This is a genomic window from Peribacillus sedimenti (genome assembly GCF_046237635.1).
In the GTDB taxonomy this organism is placed as follows: Bacteria; Bacillota; Bacilli; order Bacillales; family DSM-1321; genus Peribacillus; species Peribacillus sedimenti.
In genome coordinates this window covers 4,764,540-4,781,317 of record NZ_CP143547.1, presented here as the reverse complement: position 1 = coordinate 4,781,317, position 16,778 = coordinate 4,764,540, and the positions used below count along the sequence as shown (strand labels likewise).

The 16,778-nt window shown below is 35.8% G+C and carries 13 protein-coding genes; 6 read left to right on the top strand and 7 right to left on the bottom strand.

Features of this window, described 5'->3' with window-relative positions; all coding sequences use genetic code 11:
- Together V1500_RS23405 and V1500_RS23400 are read left to right on the top strand one after the other, a co-directional pair.
- Positions 1 to 186, top strand: coding sequence for a hypothetical protein (locus V1500_RS23405; protein WP_409303096.1), 186 nt, complete (start codon positions 1 to 3; stop codon positions 184 to 186).
- A 1,123-nt stretch (positions 187 to 1,309) separates the two neighbouring features.
- On the top strand, positions 1,310 to 1,444 hold the full coding sequence (locus V1500_RS23400; RefSeq protein ID WP_409303095.1) for a hypothetical protein: 135 nt from the start codon (positions 1,310 to 1,312) through the stop codon (positions 1,442 to 1,444).
- 347 nt (positions 1,445 to 1,791) lie between these two features.
- On the opposite strand, the gene V1500_RS23395 is transcribed toward V1500_RS23400, so the two are convergent.
- Together V1500_RS23395 and V1500_RS23390 are read right to left on the bottom strand one after the other, a co-directional pair.
- Positions 1,792 to 2,040 (bottom strand): hypothetical protein, encoded by a 249-nt coding sequence (locus V1500_RS23395; RefSeq protein WP_409303094.1) that lies wholly within the window; start codon positions 2,038 to 2,040, stop codon positions 1,792 to 1,794.
- Between the two features lie 90 nt (positions 2,041 to 2,130).
- Positions 2,131 to 2,952, bottom strand: coding sequence for a hypothetical protein (locus tag V1500_RS23390; protein ID WP_409303092.1), 822 nt, complete (start codon positions 2,950 to 2,952; stop codon positions 2,131 to 2,133).
- A gap of 958 nt (positions 2,953 to 3,910) precedes the next feature.
- On the opposite strand from V1500_RS23390, the gene V1500_RS23385 reads away from it, so the two are divergent.
- The 3 genes from V1500_RS23385 to V1500_RS23375 all read left to right on the top strand — a co-directional run bounded on the left by V1500_RS23385 (position 3,911) and on the right by V1500_RS23375 (position 8,682).
- Entirely contained in the window at positions 3,911 to 4,207 is a 297-nt protein-coding gene (locus V1500_RS23385; protein ID WP_409303090.1) for a hypothetical protein, read from the top strand.
- 748 nt (positions 4,208 to 4,955) lie between these two features.
- A complete protein-coding gene (locus V1500_RS23380) occupies positions 4,956 to 7,112 on the top strand; it encodes an LTA synthase family protein (RefSeq protein WP_409303088.1) in 2,157 nt (718 codons plus the stop codon).
- Between the two features lie 1,321 nt (positions 7,113 to 8,433).
- On the top strand, positions 8,434 to 8,682 hold the full coding sequence (locus V1500_RS23375; RefSeq protein WP_409303086.1) for a hypothetical protein: 249 nt from the start codon (positions 8,434 to 8,436) through the stop codon (positions 8,680 to 8,682).
- Positions 8,683 to 8,925: 243 nt separating this feature from the next.
- On the opposite strand, the gene V1500_RS23370 is transcribed toward V1500_RS23375, so the two are convergent.
- The 4 genes from V1500_RS23370 to V1500_RS23355 form a co-directional block, all read right to left on the bottom strand.
- Positions 8,926 to 10,359, bottom strand: a complete 1,434-nt coding sequence (locus tag V1500_RS23370) for a CAP domain-containing protein (RefSeq protein ID WP_409303084.1) — start codon at positions 10,357 to 10,359, stop codon at positions 8,926 to 8,928.
- Between the two features lie 990 nt (positions 10,360 to 11,349).
- Positions 11,350 to 12,168: a tetratricopeptide repeat protein gene (locus V1500_RS23365; protein ID WP_409303083.1), complete on the bottom strand. Its 819-nt coding sequence runs from the start codon at positions 12,166 to 12,168 to the stop codon at positions 11,350 to 11,352.
- A gap of 741 nt (positions 12,169 to 12,909) precedes the next feature.
- Positions 12,910 to 13,068, bottom strand: coding sequence for a hypothetical protein (locus V1500_RS23360; protein ID WP_409303081.1), 159 nt, complete (start codon positions 13,066 to 13,068; stop codon positions 12,910 to 12,912).
- A complete protein-coding gene (locus V1500_RS23355) occupies positions 13,037 to 13,165 on the bottom strand; it encodes a recombinase family protein (protein WP_409303080.1) in 129 nt (42 codons plus the stop codon). Before V1500_RS23355 ends, V1500_RS23360 begins: the two co-directional genes overlap by 32 nt.
- Before the next feature lie 565 nt (positions 13,166 to 13,730).
- Between V1500_RS23355 and V1500_RS23350 the strand changes: the two genes are divergently transcribed.
- Positions 13,731 to 14,789 (top strand): acyltransferase, encoded by a 1,059-nt coding sequence (locus V1500_RS23350; RefSeq protein ID WP_409303078.1) that lies wholly within the window; start codon positions 13,731 to 13,733, stop codon positions 14,787 to 14,789.
- Positions 14,790 to 15,337: 548 nt separating this feature from the next.
- Here V1500_RS23350 and V1500_RS23345 read toward each other — a convergent pair.
- Positions 15,338 to 16,585 (bottom strand): alkaline phosphatase, encoded by a 1,248-nt coding sequence (locus V1500_RS23345; RefSeq protein WP_409303076.1) that lies wholly within the window; start codon positions 16,583 to 16,585, stop codon positions 15,338 to 15,340.
- Positions 16,586 to 16,778: the final 193 nt, after the last annotated feature.

Below are 16,778 nucleotides of genomic sequence, written 5' to 3'. Positions count from 1 at the left end.
ATGAAAATTTCAGCCCAGGAGTATGAATTATTACTAGAAATGGTTCAAGACGACATTAGCAGACAGGTTAATTGGTTAAAGACCAAGAGTGATTCGCATTATAAATTGTTTAATGCAGGGCAAATGAAGGCAGTTCAACATGTTCTTGATTTACTAGCAGTAAATAACGATAGAGAGGCTATATGATAAGGAGACCGCGGCTGCGGTCTCCTTGTTATTCTATTGAGGAGGGAATTTATACGCATGATCCGTTAAGAACTTTGAATATTTGTAATTCCTGCTGAAAAATCCCCACTTCTAGGGGTGTTGCAACGATGGATGTAGAAAATACAGGTTGGATATGTGTACAATGCAGTGATCAAGGTCCATTTGTTTTGATAATATTCAATTATCCAATCATCTTCAATTAATTCAAACTTACTTGCGATGACAGGTTCTATTCCTAATTCTTTTTCCAATTGCTAGTGATACGAGTACACCCCATGATTGCTACGAGATGTGTTGCTCCCTTCACGCATACACATAATTGTGTCTAAACAAAGGAAAACAGAGAGTATTTTGCTCTCTGTTTTCCTTTGTTTAGACACAACAGCAGAAAGCACTATTTTGTATTATATGCTTTATCTACTTGAGAAAATCACTTTTACTCCGATACAAGAATTAATCACGATATTAAAAAGGGGTAACAAATGGATTTTATAAAGAAGTTATTTAAAAGGTCGGGTGACCAACAGGAGTCTAAAAACACTGAGAAACAGCAACTAACAGAAAAATAAATAACAACGTTGCGGAAAGAAAAGGCGCTATCGGGGAATACAAGATCGATATCCAGCTTTCGAAGTTTCCTAAGAACTTTTGGCCCATCCTTAAATATAACGCAATATCAATTCTCTTCGGCATGGCACCTTACCGGTTTCATAATTAAAATCTTGTATGCTCCAAAAATGAACAAAAAAATAGTTATAGTAGAAGTGATGGTTCTGAGAATTTTAATTTTAATAAGAATGATTCTGATTACAATCGAAAGTACAAAGGGAACAAAAAGTTAATAAATAAGTCGTCCATAAATGGCTTTACAGGGCTGAAATCAATCTGCACTCGTTATCACCTGATAAATAATATCGGTAGCTAAAGAATTTGCTTAATAACCATAAAAGAAAACAGAGAGTATATAGCTCTCTGTTTTCTTTTATATAGAAATAAATGAATCTAACAGAAAAGTAAATATATATTATGTATTTGTATATCAATAATAAGCCTAAACTCCTTCCGAGGAGTTAGGACTATTTCTATTTAGGAGGGAAACTTAATGCAAGCGTATGAAGTACAAGCAGTACAGCAATTGGAACTACTGGAAGGAGGAATGCAAATGAAGAAGCAGCCAGCAAAAAGAGTCCAATGTATATTAAATTATAAGTTAAGCAATCAAATTGGGGGGTGTTAGGAGTAATTATTGCTGGTCCGGTAGCTGCTAAAGAAGTATTTGTAGCAGAAGAACCACTACATGTTCATTATGATAATTTTAATCCCGCCCATTCAGGGAGTAAATTATTTAGAAGAGAAGGATAAATGTTTATCCTTTATTCCTTTTTGTAGTCTAAAGCAGAGAAAGCGCCTTGTTGTGAGGCAGACGGCGAGAAATGGCGAGATAAATAATCTAAAATGTAGTCTTTGTCCTTATCATTAAAATCAACCAACAACTTTAACATAGCCAAAAATAAAACAAATTAAAGGGAAGCTACAATAATTGCAGGTATCCCTATCTTGTGTGTTGAAAATATTTGATTTATTTTAACTCAACAATCTCCTGATTATTAATCTGCAAATCAATGCTACCCCGATGAAGGTAAATAGGAAAAACAGTGGAGAGCCTACTACCCCAAAAGCCACTTCATTTTGAAGTGTTTCTACTTTTTCCCATTTATTTGCGATATCGGGTTTATAATTTCTTGTTTTTATATAGCCTACTATCAATGTTCCTACTATATAGATTAAATGAATTACAAAGGAAATAACTAATGATTGAACAGTAATCTTCAATTAAGTATGCACCCTTTCATACCTTTTATTTCCATGATAAACCATATAGTTCCCAGTTACATAAACAAATCGAGTTAGCGAGCGACTTTTTTACGATACTTCCTCAATTTGCAAATTTATTTTCCCATCATAACTAATAACTATATCATCGGCCTTTGCAAGACTGTTTCCTTCAAAATGGGGTTTAATCGTAAACACTTTTGGAGGGAATTGATTTTTTAACACGTCTTCAAATGTTAGGGACAGTTTTAATTTTGGAATGTTATCATTCAGAAATTCCTTTTCATCAATGTATAAGTGGATTAAAATCGAGAGAATTTTTGTATAAGAATAAGGTAAAGTGATTTTAGTATCCTCACCTTGTTCAAAACAATATGGGAAATAGCAGTTTAAGTCTTCTTTTAAATATGTAGTGCTGCTTTCTCTAAAGATAACTTGATATCCTTCTTGAAAAGATATAATATATTGTTTTTTATTTTGAGTTGCTTTTATAAATTCAATGCATTTAGATATTTCAAAGTCCCAATTAATTTGTATCTTCTTTGCAGGGTATTCCCCAATATTTTTAATATTTAAATATAAGTTAGATGGTTTATAATCAGGGTTTACTTCAAGAATGTTGGAAAAAACTCCGTGGGCTACTGATGGGTTCACTTTTTTTCTGTCATAGCAAAAATGATATTGCATGTATTTAATGAAGAGTTCAGGTCTAAATGTATCTATTCTTTGCTGAGCAGTTTCTTTTAACTGTTTATTAGCTGCCTCCCATGATTTTTTGACTGTATAAAGGGCTATTCCTGCCGATACTATCGCTATGATAGCAGATGCAAACTGAAACCAATCCGCTGGCTCTAAACAAGACCAAAAGGAATTTGACGTACATGCTTCTTTTATAGACACCTCATAATTCAATTCTTCTTCCTCCTGGAAAACTTCATGTTTTTTTAATACAAACTATTTGAGACCCCTGATATAGTAACTATGCAATATTAAAAAAGCAAGAGACTTTTGTCTAAAAGACACAAGATAGTTAAAAGTATGTTAGGGGAATTTGTAACATGAATTCTTCACAGCTTCGCTTTCTTTATTGTAACTTGATTATCTTTCTGTTCGTCACTGGATGGCAGCAGTGGCTTCTTCCGCACCAATGTGCTTGATTATTTGCATTTTAAAGACAAAATGAGTAAGCAATACAGTCGCACCATCTTCAACTTCTGTTACTTCAGGAGCGAAAAACTGGTAGAGACAAATGTAACTTCAGTTCTGTTGTTGTAAATGCTTCAAGAACTTTTTTACGAATAAAGTCAAGTCAATGGTTGGTTGATAAAGCAAGTTGTCCGCACCAGAAGGAAAAGAAAGAATAATGTTCTTTATTCATAGCTGTCACAGTGTCCGGAACTAATATGGTTCAGTCCATTGATCTCTATTCGAAGCAAGTATCAATGTGTATTAACAAGGCATTGATTTAAGATTTTGTGATGTCGAAATATTTTTTTTGCAATCCTTGCTACATTAACGGCTGTTTCGAATGGGGTGGTCTTTTCAACGGTCCTTGTTGCTTCAATTTTATGAGATTGAAGAGCACAAAAAGATGTTGGATGAATATGGTGAATGATTTATTTATTTTAAAGCCTGAGGGAAAATCCTAAGTGAGCCGTTCTCTTTTGAAGCACCCGCACAGGAAATCGCATATATAAAAACAAGTAGAAAAGCAGTGGATTTCACAATCGAAATCACACTGCTTTTAGCATTATTAAGAGGTATTTTGTGGTAAAATCGACAAGTGGCTTATTGTAACGGAGAGGTTAGGTTAAACAACATAGCTACGAAATTAAAAAATAATAACATAATTTATGGGATGGAGAACCATTTGAAGAAAAAAATAATAAAATGGACATTCATATTTTTAGTAAGCTCATCAACAATAGTATCGATGTTTATTGCTTGTATGTATTATGAGTTCATTTACAAGCCAGAGAGATACGCAGCTAAACATTTTCTAGAAATACATCCGGAAATTGAAAGGGTTCATTCTGTTAGCTTAATTAGTGGATGGGGTTCCCTACAAGAGTATACAGCTATCGTAACAGTTGGCAAAGAAAGGTGTAGAGTATGGTTTGATAGCTATGGGAGTCTAATGGAAAGTGAATGTAAAAGAAGGTTATAAGTAAGTCTTTTAGCATGCAAAAACGCACACCAATAAGCAACTGCCTATTAAATATTAGGCAGCTGATAAACAGTATGGATTTATAGCTGCTTTTGATATATATTTTTATACCTGCGGGTATTACAAAAGATAACGGCTCAGGAAAATCCCTTAGGGCTTTTTATTGTGACCACTGCATACTATTGAGGGGGTTACTAGGTCTACTTGATTACTCACTGAGGTAACAGCAACTAAATGAAACCACGTAGTTGCTGAGTTTGTAAATTGGGAAACGAGCTTAATGAAGTTTAATAATATGATAATAAAGCCTTGATAACAAAGTTCTTATAGAGATGAAAAAATTTATTTTTGTATCCACATATATGATAAACCATACAGTGAGAAGGTTGCATACTGATATGTTAAAGGGGCAAGTAATATGGATAAAGTTTGGGAAGATATTTGGGGTTGTAATGAATGCAGTTTTCAAGCAGACTTCAAAAATATCCGAGATGTATAGTTTACTAGCTCAATATAGCATCCAATTAGATGTACCGACTTACCTGATCAATAATTAATCTATTAAAACAGAAAGCTAAAGCTTTCTGTTTTTCTTTAACCCCCTTATAAAAATTATAAAAATGTTTAGGTAATGCAAAAGTTGTCGATAAATTTAGTATATCTCAAATATAAAACGACAAGTAAACAACTAAAAAAGCTATATAATTTTCTGATATTAATTTGTTTGAAAAATATAGGAGGAGTAAGTTTGACCCAAAGTCCTTTACCTAACATTGATACTTCTAAGAAAAAAGCTATATTTCTAGAATATATACTTTCAAGAAAAAAAGCTCTTGCCCTTCATTTACTGACTGCGTTTTTCATGCTGATTTTGCCGCTGATGACCTTAGCTGTCTGCGAAATGATCGTCCGCAGCTATTTATGGATGCCCTTTACACATTGGACAGGCGAGTACACAAAGCGTTTTGCTTTAAATATGGTTATGATCCTGGCTCTTTATAATATTTTTTATATTCTTCCGCGCAGACTTTATATGATGATGAGTGTTTTGTTAAGTGGCTTCCTTATCATATTTGCCATTGCAAATAAAATAAAATTAGAATTAAGGAATTCGCCGATTACAATTGGAGACCTTGCCTTATCTAAAGAACTCAAAGGGCTTGAGCAGCCTATAGATATTAATACAATGGCAATCATCATTTCTGCTGCGGCTATCCTTCTTGTCCTTATAGGAATTTATTTGGTCCCGCGCTTTAAAGACAGATGGATACTAAAAGCAGGGGTTTTTGTTTTGTCAATTGCCGCCTGGGCGGTTATATGGACAGGGTTTCCTATTTCTCCTATGGCAAAAGTTCAGTTCGAAAATACATATTGGCGGCTTGAACTAGGCACCATGAGAAATGGACTGATTGGAAACTTTATTTTAATGGCCAAGCAAGGTCAAATCCAGCCGCCAAAAGGGTATTCAAAAGATACAGTAAAATCGATAGGGGAAAAGTATCAGCCAGCATCACCACAGCAGCCTGCTGTAAAGCCGAATGTAATCTATATAATGAGCGAGGCCTTCACGGATCCATTGCACTTTCGAAAAGAGCATTTTACAGCTGACCCGATTCCCAACTTTCATCGTTTATATGACGAGTCGCTGCATGGAACGATGTATTCGCCGGAATTTGGCGGCGGAACTGCGAATGTTGAATTTGAAGCACTTACCGGGCTAAGCCGGCAGTTTCTCCCAGATAACGTGGTGGCTTATCAACAGTTCGTGAAGCATCCGCTGCCTTCAGTGGCCTATGCATTAAGGGATGCAGGCTATCATACAACTGCTGTTCACGCTTTTTATAACTGGTATTATCAAAGACAATCAGTATATAAAATGCTTGGTTTTCAGCAATTTATTTCTGGGGAATTTATGGATCTGGAACATGTCAATGGATCTGGTTACGGCTACCCGAAGGATAAGCATATGACGGATACAATCCTGCAGCAGCTTGACCGTACAGATGGACCCGATTTCATTCACGCCGTCTCGCTTGAGGCTCATCAATCCTATCAGCCGCTTCAGGATTCTAAGTTTCTTCAGAAAGGGACTCTTCCGGAGAAAACAAGGACATACCTAAATCGATATACTGAACTGATTCATAGCGTGGATAATGAGCTGGGACGCCTTATCAATGAAGTGAAAAAACGACCGGAACCAACGATTCTTATCTTTTTCGGGGATCACTATCCAACCTTTTCGTCGAACGATTTGGTTTACGGAAAGCAAGGAACGAAAATTGCCAATAATATGCTGAACGACTACGATGATTTTATAACCACCCATAGTGTTCCCTACTTTATCTGGAAGTCTGAGGGAAATCAATCTCAGCAGCTTAATCTATCACCCAATCAGTTTAGCGCCCTATCCCTGAAAATGGCTGGTGTAAAAGGTAATAACGTTACCGCTATTTTAGATAATCTGAGGGAACAGGAAAAGTCAGTCATCCCTTATGCAAAATTTAAAAAGGAAATAGGAAGTCCGTCAAAAGAAATGCTTGATTTAAAGCTCATTCAATATGATTTGCTTCACGGAAAACGCTACTCGGTAGACACTACAGCAAACATGAATGTGCACCCGGATAAATCATATTTTCTTGGGGAAATGAAACAGATGGAGCTTCAAAGCTTGTCTACTAAAGGAAATGCTTATGTTATGGAGGTACATGGTGCCCCTAAGTATACGAAGTTAGTCGATCAAGATGGAGGCATCACCAGGGTAATCTGGAGGGGCAGCAAGGATGATACTGCTATCTTTACAGTGAGTAAAGCGAGCATCCACGCAAAGGAGAAATATCGATTCGTTGTCTTTGATTCCACACATAAAGAGCTGAAGAGTACAAAACCTTTCATAATAAAAAAGTAAAGCAAATACAGCTGGGAAATAATCGGGAAATGGGGGACAGTCCCCACGATTTTAGGAGAGTCTTTTAAAAGGCTCTTCTTTTTTTACATTCTTTTAACAATTAATTCACTCCAGTTTGTATAGTTAATAAATCCTATTCTTTCTATAATTATAACAATCGGAATAACGGTATATCTAAAAAGAGCGTACGTGTTAATTAGGTATGGAGACATCAGGTTGTGATTTGTAAGATAAATTGAAGTTATTTAGATATAACGAACTGGAACAAGATGTAAGTTGTTTCGACATTTTTTCATGTTATTTTAGTAGTTTGCAACATCACTTGCTCGTGTTTTAAATAGTGATTTTAAAAATTAGGGGCATCTTAGAGGTAGAGGTTGATTTAGAAAGTAGAAAATCTTGTTATTGTATATTTATGTTAAAATGAATATGAGATGTGCATATTTCTAGTTAAACTCAGGGATGCTTTAATGAAATGAGCATAGATTCTAAATAAGGAGTTATATCCAAGATCTCATGATTGTATATAATTCTTTATTTTGCATAAAGAAAACATACTGCCATAAACGGCATTTTTTGATTGCAAAATGCACTTCATTCATTTATAGGCTTAATGAATAGAAAAAGTGGTAGATAGCTTTACTTATGTTAATTAATGGTGTTTATAAAGTTTTTCCTATTAAAGAGAACAAAGTCTTTCTAGTATAGAACTTATACATTTTGAAAAGAAACTAAAAAGTGTTTGAATAAGGGTGGCTGTAGTACTCATTTTCCTATTTATACTGAGGAAATTTTAGTGAAATAAGACATGAAAAAAGGACCTGAAATATAGGTCCTTTTTTCTATTATAATAAAATGTCAACATTAAATTTTCATAGAGCATTAATTTAAATATTTATTTAACGTCTTTCTTTTTATTTTTAAAAACCTAATTCATTTCCTGGTGCAAATGCTTTAACGTATCTTCACGTACTACTCTATTTTTTATCTTAGTTATTTCATTGTATCGTGTCTTAAAAGGCTCCTATTCAAGCAGTTTATTTATTTCCATTTGTTTTTCTTCATAAATTTTTAATTTCTCTTGCACCGCCTTCTTTAACTGCATCTGTTCCTCTTAATTTAGCCGTTTCCTTAACTTGATATAATAAGGAAAGGGAGCGTGTGTTCATAATGGTTACAGTGAGGGTTGGTCTTCGAGGTGTATAAAAAGGTTTTATTAAGGAAGTTGGACCAACAGTTGCCGATAAAGTGGCCCCTCTCCAAATAGAAACTCGTCGGAGATAAGTAAGCTCTTAACCGAAAAGCTAAAGGTAAAAAGTTTTTGTCTATTATTGATAGAAAGGAACACACATATATTTCTGAACTACCATCAATGAAACTGCCGCTGATAATGATTCGATTTATTGTTCTGATACATCATGTAGCTAAAGAGATTTCTGATCCCTCATCAATACCTGATAAATATGAAGGAATTGGATTAATGGATTACGTAAGAACAGCAGCAGGGTATGCAAGAACATCGGGAATCTACAACCCAAAGCAAGTATTCCCAATCAATGTAGCGCAATAGAAGATTATTGTAAAAATAATAATTTTCACTTAAAGGAAATTTTCATTTATGAAGAAAAAAGCGAGACTAAGGAAGAAGGTCGGGATGGTGATATAAAACTTTGTCTTTAGTCGAGCATAATTGTATTGACGTAATAGTGGTAACTTATTTTGACCGATTTCAAGGAACTCTTTTGAATTCTCTCTAATGATGTGACAAATGACCAAAAAGCACCCTTAAATAAAGGATGCCTTAAAGTTTACTTTATTTAAAATCGCTCAAATTAAATTCTTTAGTTAATGATGAGACAGCCTGGAACTCACTATTGTATGCGATAACTGTCGCATAGAACACCTGTATGTTTTTAAATCTTACATTAGGAGAGACTCCCATACTCAGTGTTGATTTAAATTCCTCATTACCGCTTTCTAATAAATCCGTAATAGACTTCTTTTGATCAGTGTAGTGAATAGTATAGTAAGCATACTGTTCATTTGGTTGTGCCGCATTTAAATCGTACACATAAAGATATTTATTGTTTGATATTTGAAATTTCACCCTAATAGAATCCGCAGAGTCTGCCTCTTTATATAGTGGAGCTAAAGTAGGTTTGATTTTAATTGAATCATACCTTTCTTCTTCGAATCCAATTGGCTGCCGATTATTGTCTAAAAAAATAATATAAATATAATTTGTAGCATAATCATTATTGGAACCTCCATACCCAACTAGCCAATCTATATCATAAGCACTTTTCCATGCCTCTTTGTTGAAATGGGTAACGGGTGAAAAACTTGATTGATAATGTATGTATCTAACCTTACCGTTTAAAATATTTCTTCTTTCTGTATGATTAAATTTCAAATAATAAGAATATGTATTCATTGCTGGCGAAGGTTGTGCTTGCATATAATCCACTTCAGGTAATTCTTTCAATGTAGAAATAGAAATTAGATTTGGATCTTCCTTCTCCTTTGTCTGCACTAGAAATATGAATAATTTTTTTCCCAATGTTTGATGATTAATGTAACCTACACCAATCTCATCATATTTATAAGACAAATATCTTTCCTTCATCGAGCCAATACTAAACTGTTCTTGAATAGTAGATTCCAGATCTTTGGGTGTTCGCTGTATCCAGTATGCATCAATATAGTTTTTCATCCCATTATTGGCAAGTATGCTTTCTGGAGTACCCAATATCCTAGAATTTTCGGCATGGTCTTTATTTAACACCATATCAGCACTTTTAAATTTGGCTGCCTTATTCAAAATTGAGCTGGTAACCAACGGGGTAAGACCTTGGTTCTTTCTCTCCTGATTTATCCTACTGATGAAATCTTTTTCGAATTTACTGTCTGCCAATGGATCTTTTGATAGAGAATAATATTTTATAGTTGTAGATTTTTTTATATACATGCCTTTTGATATCTCATAAAGTCCGTTATAATCTTTTCGATAATTCGTAACTCCCACTTCCGTGCCCTTTTTATAAGTTTTACCGGCGATCAATTTGCCGTTTTTTATGATAACGCTCTTGGTATCCTTTAAAACACTAATTTTTCCAATTAAATTCACCTGATAATCTATCTTGCCCCATTTAAATGTCTTACTCGCAGCTAATACGTGTTTTTCCGTAACTGATGAAGAACTTAGAAATAGGAATGTTGCAAAAATGATAGTCAAATACTTCTTCATGTTTTTTCTCCCCTATGTTTAATATAACCATCTGATTCCTTTTTCCTATATTAATAGATAAACTGTAATAAGTAAATATAACCAAATATCAATCTAGGTCTAATCCGATAATTCGAACATGTCCCCCGCAATATCATTGCTAAGGATCAATTAAATGAATACCTAGCACATTCATTTAGAATCTAAACCGGCAGAAGTCAACACCCTTCAACAATCAGAAAAAATGTTTTTTCCCTTTTACCTGAATGAAGTATTCCTGTTCTTCTTCATAGCTTCCGGTGATAATGGATGTCCCGAAATAGACTTATTGTAGGCCAGTACCTTTAATTATGTTAATTTTAGCGACATTACCAAGTGTTTTAACGATACAGCATTATTTCTCGACAAGACGCTAGAACAGGATGACGATGATAGTTTGTCACTGCTTCATTCAAATTAGTAGCCGTTATGTCATCATTTCCTTTTAGGATTTTTCCTATGTACGATTCAAACTCGGGAAAAAGCACTTGAACAGTTTTTACTTTGCCCATATCCTTAGTGACAACTGTGACATATCGAAGGGTATTATTGGTTAATTCCATCGGTCTATGAGGTTCATCATAATGCAGGAAATACTGTTGCTATCCTCATGGACAGATCTAACAAAGTATCGGTATTTTGAAAATCATATAACTGCCCCAAATTCTGGATGAGAAAGGATTATTACCATATGGCATAAACTCCAGCCTTCACCCAATCTAACATTCGATTCATCGTTTCCTATGCATCATCAGGTGAGGTTGATCTAGGATCTTTCTATGATGCTTCGCCCTGCTTGGCTATATCTGTTTTTGTTGGCTCCTGTTTTTGGCCTTTTGACTGACTTGAATCAAGCAAGATACTCGCACCTTTCATTCATTGAGTTCGTAATTACCGTGACTTATAAAAACAAAAAGTGATAGTCCCAACCTGTTAAAACGCCTTGAGCACCATGCACTCAAGGCGTTCCTTTTATTGTCCTTTCTGCACTTCTGCAAGCAGGTCCTTGGCCTGTTGATAGTTCGGGTCGAGCTGCAAGGATTGTTCGGCGTAGGCTTCAGCATTCGCGAAATCACCCAGTACGTAATAAGCGTATGCGATGTTGTAGACCGACACCGCTTTATCCGCGTTACCGGCAGGGAAGTTGAGCGAGTTCTCAAAATAGGCAATGGATTCCTTCGGTTTATTCAAAGTAAGATTCGCATGCCCCAGGAAGAAATATCCCCAGAAGGTTTTTTTTGCGGCTAAAGACAGATTGAAATGCTTCATGGCTTCCTTTACATTCTTCGGCTTTCCCTTCCCATCATAGTACATGACCCCAAGATACAGATATGCCTCCGATAACGCGGAAGCCCAATCCAGGCCGGACAGGTCCACCTTCCACTTCCCGCTTTCATATCTCATTTGCTGGATGTAATAGTTCGAGTACACCTTGTTGTCATAAAAGTTCTTTGCTTTGAATGTGACCTTTAGCTGATTTGGATTCTTGGTGAGGGACACTTTGAAGCTGGTGAATGCTTCGTACTGGTCGTACAGTCGTTGGACTTTGACATAGTTGTTTTTTGATACCCTTTTCTGGGTGACCTTGCTCAGGTATCCGTATGCCTTGTCATGCTTTTTCTGGATGGATAAGGCGAGGAACTGCTCCAAGGCAATCTGTTTAGCGTGTTTCTTGGCCTGTACCGAAGCCGCCGGTTCCCCGGTATTCTTAGCCAGTGCCAAGTGAACACCGCCTATTCCACTCGTGGCAAACAAAAGGACAGCGATTGCTGTCGAGACGAACCATTTCATCCTAAACACCTCCATCATTTGTCCGTGGCGAGACTACTGGTTTTCATTGCGTAAAAAAGAAAGAGGACACCTGCCTTTCAGGAGATTTGATAGGATAGACATACAAGAATGAATGTAACGATCTTAATATAGAGCATATTGTTAAGGGCAAGGGCAACTAAGCCCGCAACACCATTTTATAGACAGATATACATTTATTACTACAACTTTTCATCGCAATTTATTGCAATACCCTTCAAGGATTCCCTCTTCTTGTAGTTATAGAAAGAATGATAGGGACTGAACACTTTAATATGCCCAAGACATGCAAGGCAAGGACAACAAAGGAAACGAAACGACTGTTTCCTTGCAAAAACACCAGTAAATAGCAGAAGTGTTGCACATTTGACATAAAAAGCTCGCCATGTTTGGCATTGAGTATTTTGCTGTTCAAGTAATGGAGTAGAATATACTGTACGAGAACTGTACTTATGTTTAATTGGTGTGGCTAATGTAAAAAAAATTCAAAAACTCTTTAGGAGAACATGTTAGATAATTTGATACCCAACATTAAATAAGACAGTCACGTTAGACTGTCCCGAGTTTCTTATTAGCTCTGATAAGGGTGCTCTTACTGACTCCTGTAAGTTCTCTACTTCTGTATACGAATTAGTTTTCAATAATTGCAGCGCATGTTGAATTTTGCTTCTTACTATAATTATTCGGCCTGCCCTCTCTGAAATCTGCAAGTAGCTTTACCCTCTATGTAAATTCGATAATCATATCACGTTCAAATTCCGTGAATGAGCTGAAGGTATTACTAATGAGTTTTCTGGCAGACTTGTTATCCATGATGCCGATAATCAGTATATAAACCTTTGTACTTTTGTTAATGAACAGCCTTGCCGTGGTCACTGCCATCTCTCATACTTCTGGCAAAGCGATTGAGTTTGGTGACGATGAGTGTATCTTCTGGCTGTAATTTCACTAATAGTTCGTTGAATGCCTGCCAATCCATTTTCGAACCTCTAAATTGTTTGTTTGTAGATTTCGGCTATCCCATTTATTTATGCCACAAAGTAATAAACTATTCTTACATACTGTCACTGCGTCGCTGGCGTTGACAATCAAGGTAAGAACTTGTTAAGTCATAATTTTTATGTTCTGACACTACGATACCTAAGTTTCTTATTCAACTAAAGCTACCCAATAGTTTATGTAGAATCCTTCGCAATTTAGGGTTTTATAGTAAGCTGCGAAAACATCTATCTGTTTGGATAACTCTCCTGTAGCGTAAATATCCTTGCAGTAACGCTGCATCATAGAGGATTCAAATTAGCCGGAACGTAGCGATTACTGAATAAGATCAAACCTACACTTTTACCAAGTGATCAAATGTTTTGTGTGTATTGCTTTCTTTCATGATGTGTGAAAAATTCACTTGCGTCTGTCCTTATGTGCGTTGTTAACTTTTTTACCAATTACAAGCTTTTGTTAGATATTTGTCGAAACTTGTAATATTATAGATATGAGAACAAATGTCTAAAACATTAATTTACTTTACATCATTGGAGGACAGGAAATTGCAAAACCGTGTGGTATATGCGGATTTATTAAGAGTCATTGCTACTATGGCAGTAATTATAATACATGTAAGTGCGGTTGGTTTTGATGACTTAAATCCGACATCTTTTGAATGGAATGTACTAAATATTTACGATAGCATCGTCCGTTGGTGTGTACCAATCTTTGTAATGCTTAGCGGGATGTTCTTCTTAAATATAAAAAGGGACATTTCAGTAAAATCCATATATTTCAAAAGCATTATACGAATTTTAACGGCCCTTTTGGTGTGGGCGTTTATTTATGAGTTTTATAAAAAAATACTATATAAGCAAGAACCACTAGATACTAATTTTCTGTATGAAACCCTTTTGAGTATTATTCAAGGGAACACTCATTATCATTTATGGTTTTTATACATGATAATCGGCATCTATATTATTGCCCCAATTCTAAGGGTGTTTATTCGAAACGCTAAGAAGAGTGATATTGAATATTTCCTCCTCATAGCATTTGTATTTTCCAGCCTACTACCTACATTAGGCCATTTTTATCCCTTTAATCTAATTTCACCATTTCTTGAGAACTTTGATGTTAATGTAGTATTGGGATATGTTATGTATTTTGTGGCAGGCTACTATTTTTCCCGATTCGACCTAAGTAAATCCCTAACACGGGTGATCTACACTCTTGGAATTTTCTTTGCATTTTTTACTATTTTAGCAACGGTTCAGATTTCTGTGCAAAAAGGGGCTCCTGATGTCTTTTTTTATAAATATTTAAGAGCCAATGTATTTTTTACAAGTATTGCTTTATTTATATTTGCTAAAAATATTTTAAACAAAAGGGAGTTTAGACAGCCGAATTTACGCATAATTTATACTCTTTCTAAGTATAGTTTTGGCATGTATTTAGTTCACGATATGATCAGAACTTTATTGATGAAGGCAGGGTTCTTTAATATAACTTTTAACCCTGTATTCTCGATTCCACTACTAGCGATTTGTATCTTTATTTTAAGTTTTATCGCAGCATACCTAATCAGAAAGATTCCGTATATAGGAGAGAGAATCACTTAACTTCTTCCTTAATAAAATAAATACAATGTACTCCTGGCTTTGGCCAGGTTTTTCTTTCGCATTTTCCAGTGAATATTAACTATTTCGTCTTGCGGCTGCCAAGGAGCCGAAGCATGTAGTACAGGGCCTTTATTTGTTAACGCTGAAACCAATCATTTCCACCCCCACTCGTACCGTCATACATTTGCCACAACATGCTGGCAATGGGGGCTAGGCTTGAATGAATGGCTGATGAAATGGTGCTGCCAATTTAACTACGAATCGCGTTTATGAACGTATTCCCACAGAAGATATGATCATCGTTTATCAAAATAAATGGGGTCAAAAATAAATAGAAATCCAGCAGTCTTTCTTTAATGACCCAAAGCCCGGTTTAGTGAGGAAACGGTTCGGAGTAATAAAAGAGATTTTTCTCAATAACCTGAATTCTTTGATAAAGATGATGATCAGTCCTACAGTGAAAAGCTCGGAAGCTCATCGTTTCTCAATGTAAATGTTCCGCACATACCTTTGTAAAAAAGAGTTATTCCAAAAAGTCTAATTGTTCTTCAACCCAACACTTGTTTCAACTTATCGAAAATATGATTATTTTCATAACTACCAGTGAAAATTTCAGAACCAGGTCCTACAGCAGTTAATGGCACACTTCTATCACTATGTTCTTTTGTAGACCAGTGCGTCTTAAATTTTTTTTTGCTATGGGCAATTTTAAATGGGCCCTGTTCTTCAGAAGTCCCATCATTAGACGTGACTTGGCCACTAGCATCTTCAATACTCAATCCACCTGTTTCATGGTCCGCTAATACGAGAATTAATGTGTCGCGATGTTTTTTGGCGTAATCTTTCGCAATTGCCACGGATTTATCTAGTTCTTGGCCGGCTTTAATCATTAGTTCTGCATTGTTATCTTCAGACATTGCATCAATTCCCTCTTCCTCCACCATCAGGAAGAAGCCTTTATCATTTTGTGAAAGCGTATCTATAGCTGTCTTTGTCATTTTTGTAAGGGGAACAACAGGTTGGTATTGGTCCCCACTTTCTTCGCCATATTCGAACATCTCCTCATTTGCAAATAGCCCTAGTATTTTTTTGCTATTTGTATCTCGAAGTTGTGCACGATCTGTAACATATGAATATCCAAGCGATTTTGCTTTCTCTACCAGATTACCCTCGGACCCTTTGCTTTGTTCTGTAGGGTCCTTGGCTGGATTATCTGGGTAGGATCCGGCATTTCCAGCAGGGAACCAGAAATCTTCTCCGCCTCCTAATAATAGATCCACCTTACTATTTTCGATAAATTGCTTGGCAATGTCACTATGCTCTGAACGGTCCGTAACATTTGAACCGAATGCAGCAGGAGTTGCATCTGTGATTTGACTTGTAGTGACTAATCCGGTTGCTTTACCAGCTTGGCTGGCGTAATCGAGGATTGATTTCAACGGTTTTTTATTCTCATCCACGCCAATAGCCCCGTTGTAGGTTTTTACGCCTGTTGCTATGGCAGTCCCTGCGGCGGCTGAATCCGTTACGCCTGAAGTGGAGCTTGTATGGATTATTCCTGAATGAGGCATGTCATCCATGGCCAATTCGCCGGATTGGCCTACAGTTGCCAGCTGAATAGCCTGTCGATGGGATGGCCCCATGCCATCACCTATGAAAATTATTACATTTTTTGCATTCGTAAACGAATCTTGTGTCTTGTTGTTTCTATCATCTACTAGTTTGATAACAGTTAATGTAGAAAGAGCCGTCACAGACAATACCAAAATAATCAAAACCTTCAGTCTTTTTTGCATACTATTTCTCCTTTAAAAAGTGAATAGTTATTTGGAAACATTTCTACTATTAATTGTAGTATCCTAACAGTGAAGGTATTCTGATTTATCAATTTTGAAGTATAAATAGAGGCTATGCACAAACAGAAATCGTTACGAAATCGACAATATTGCTGTAAGATTTAAATCCAATAATTTTTCGACAATCAGCATA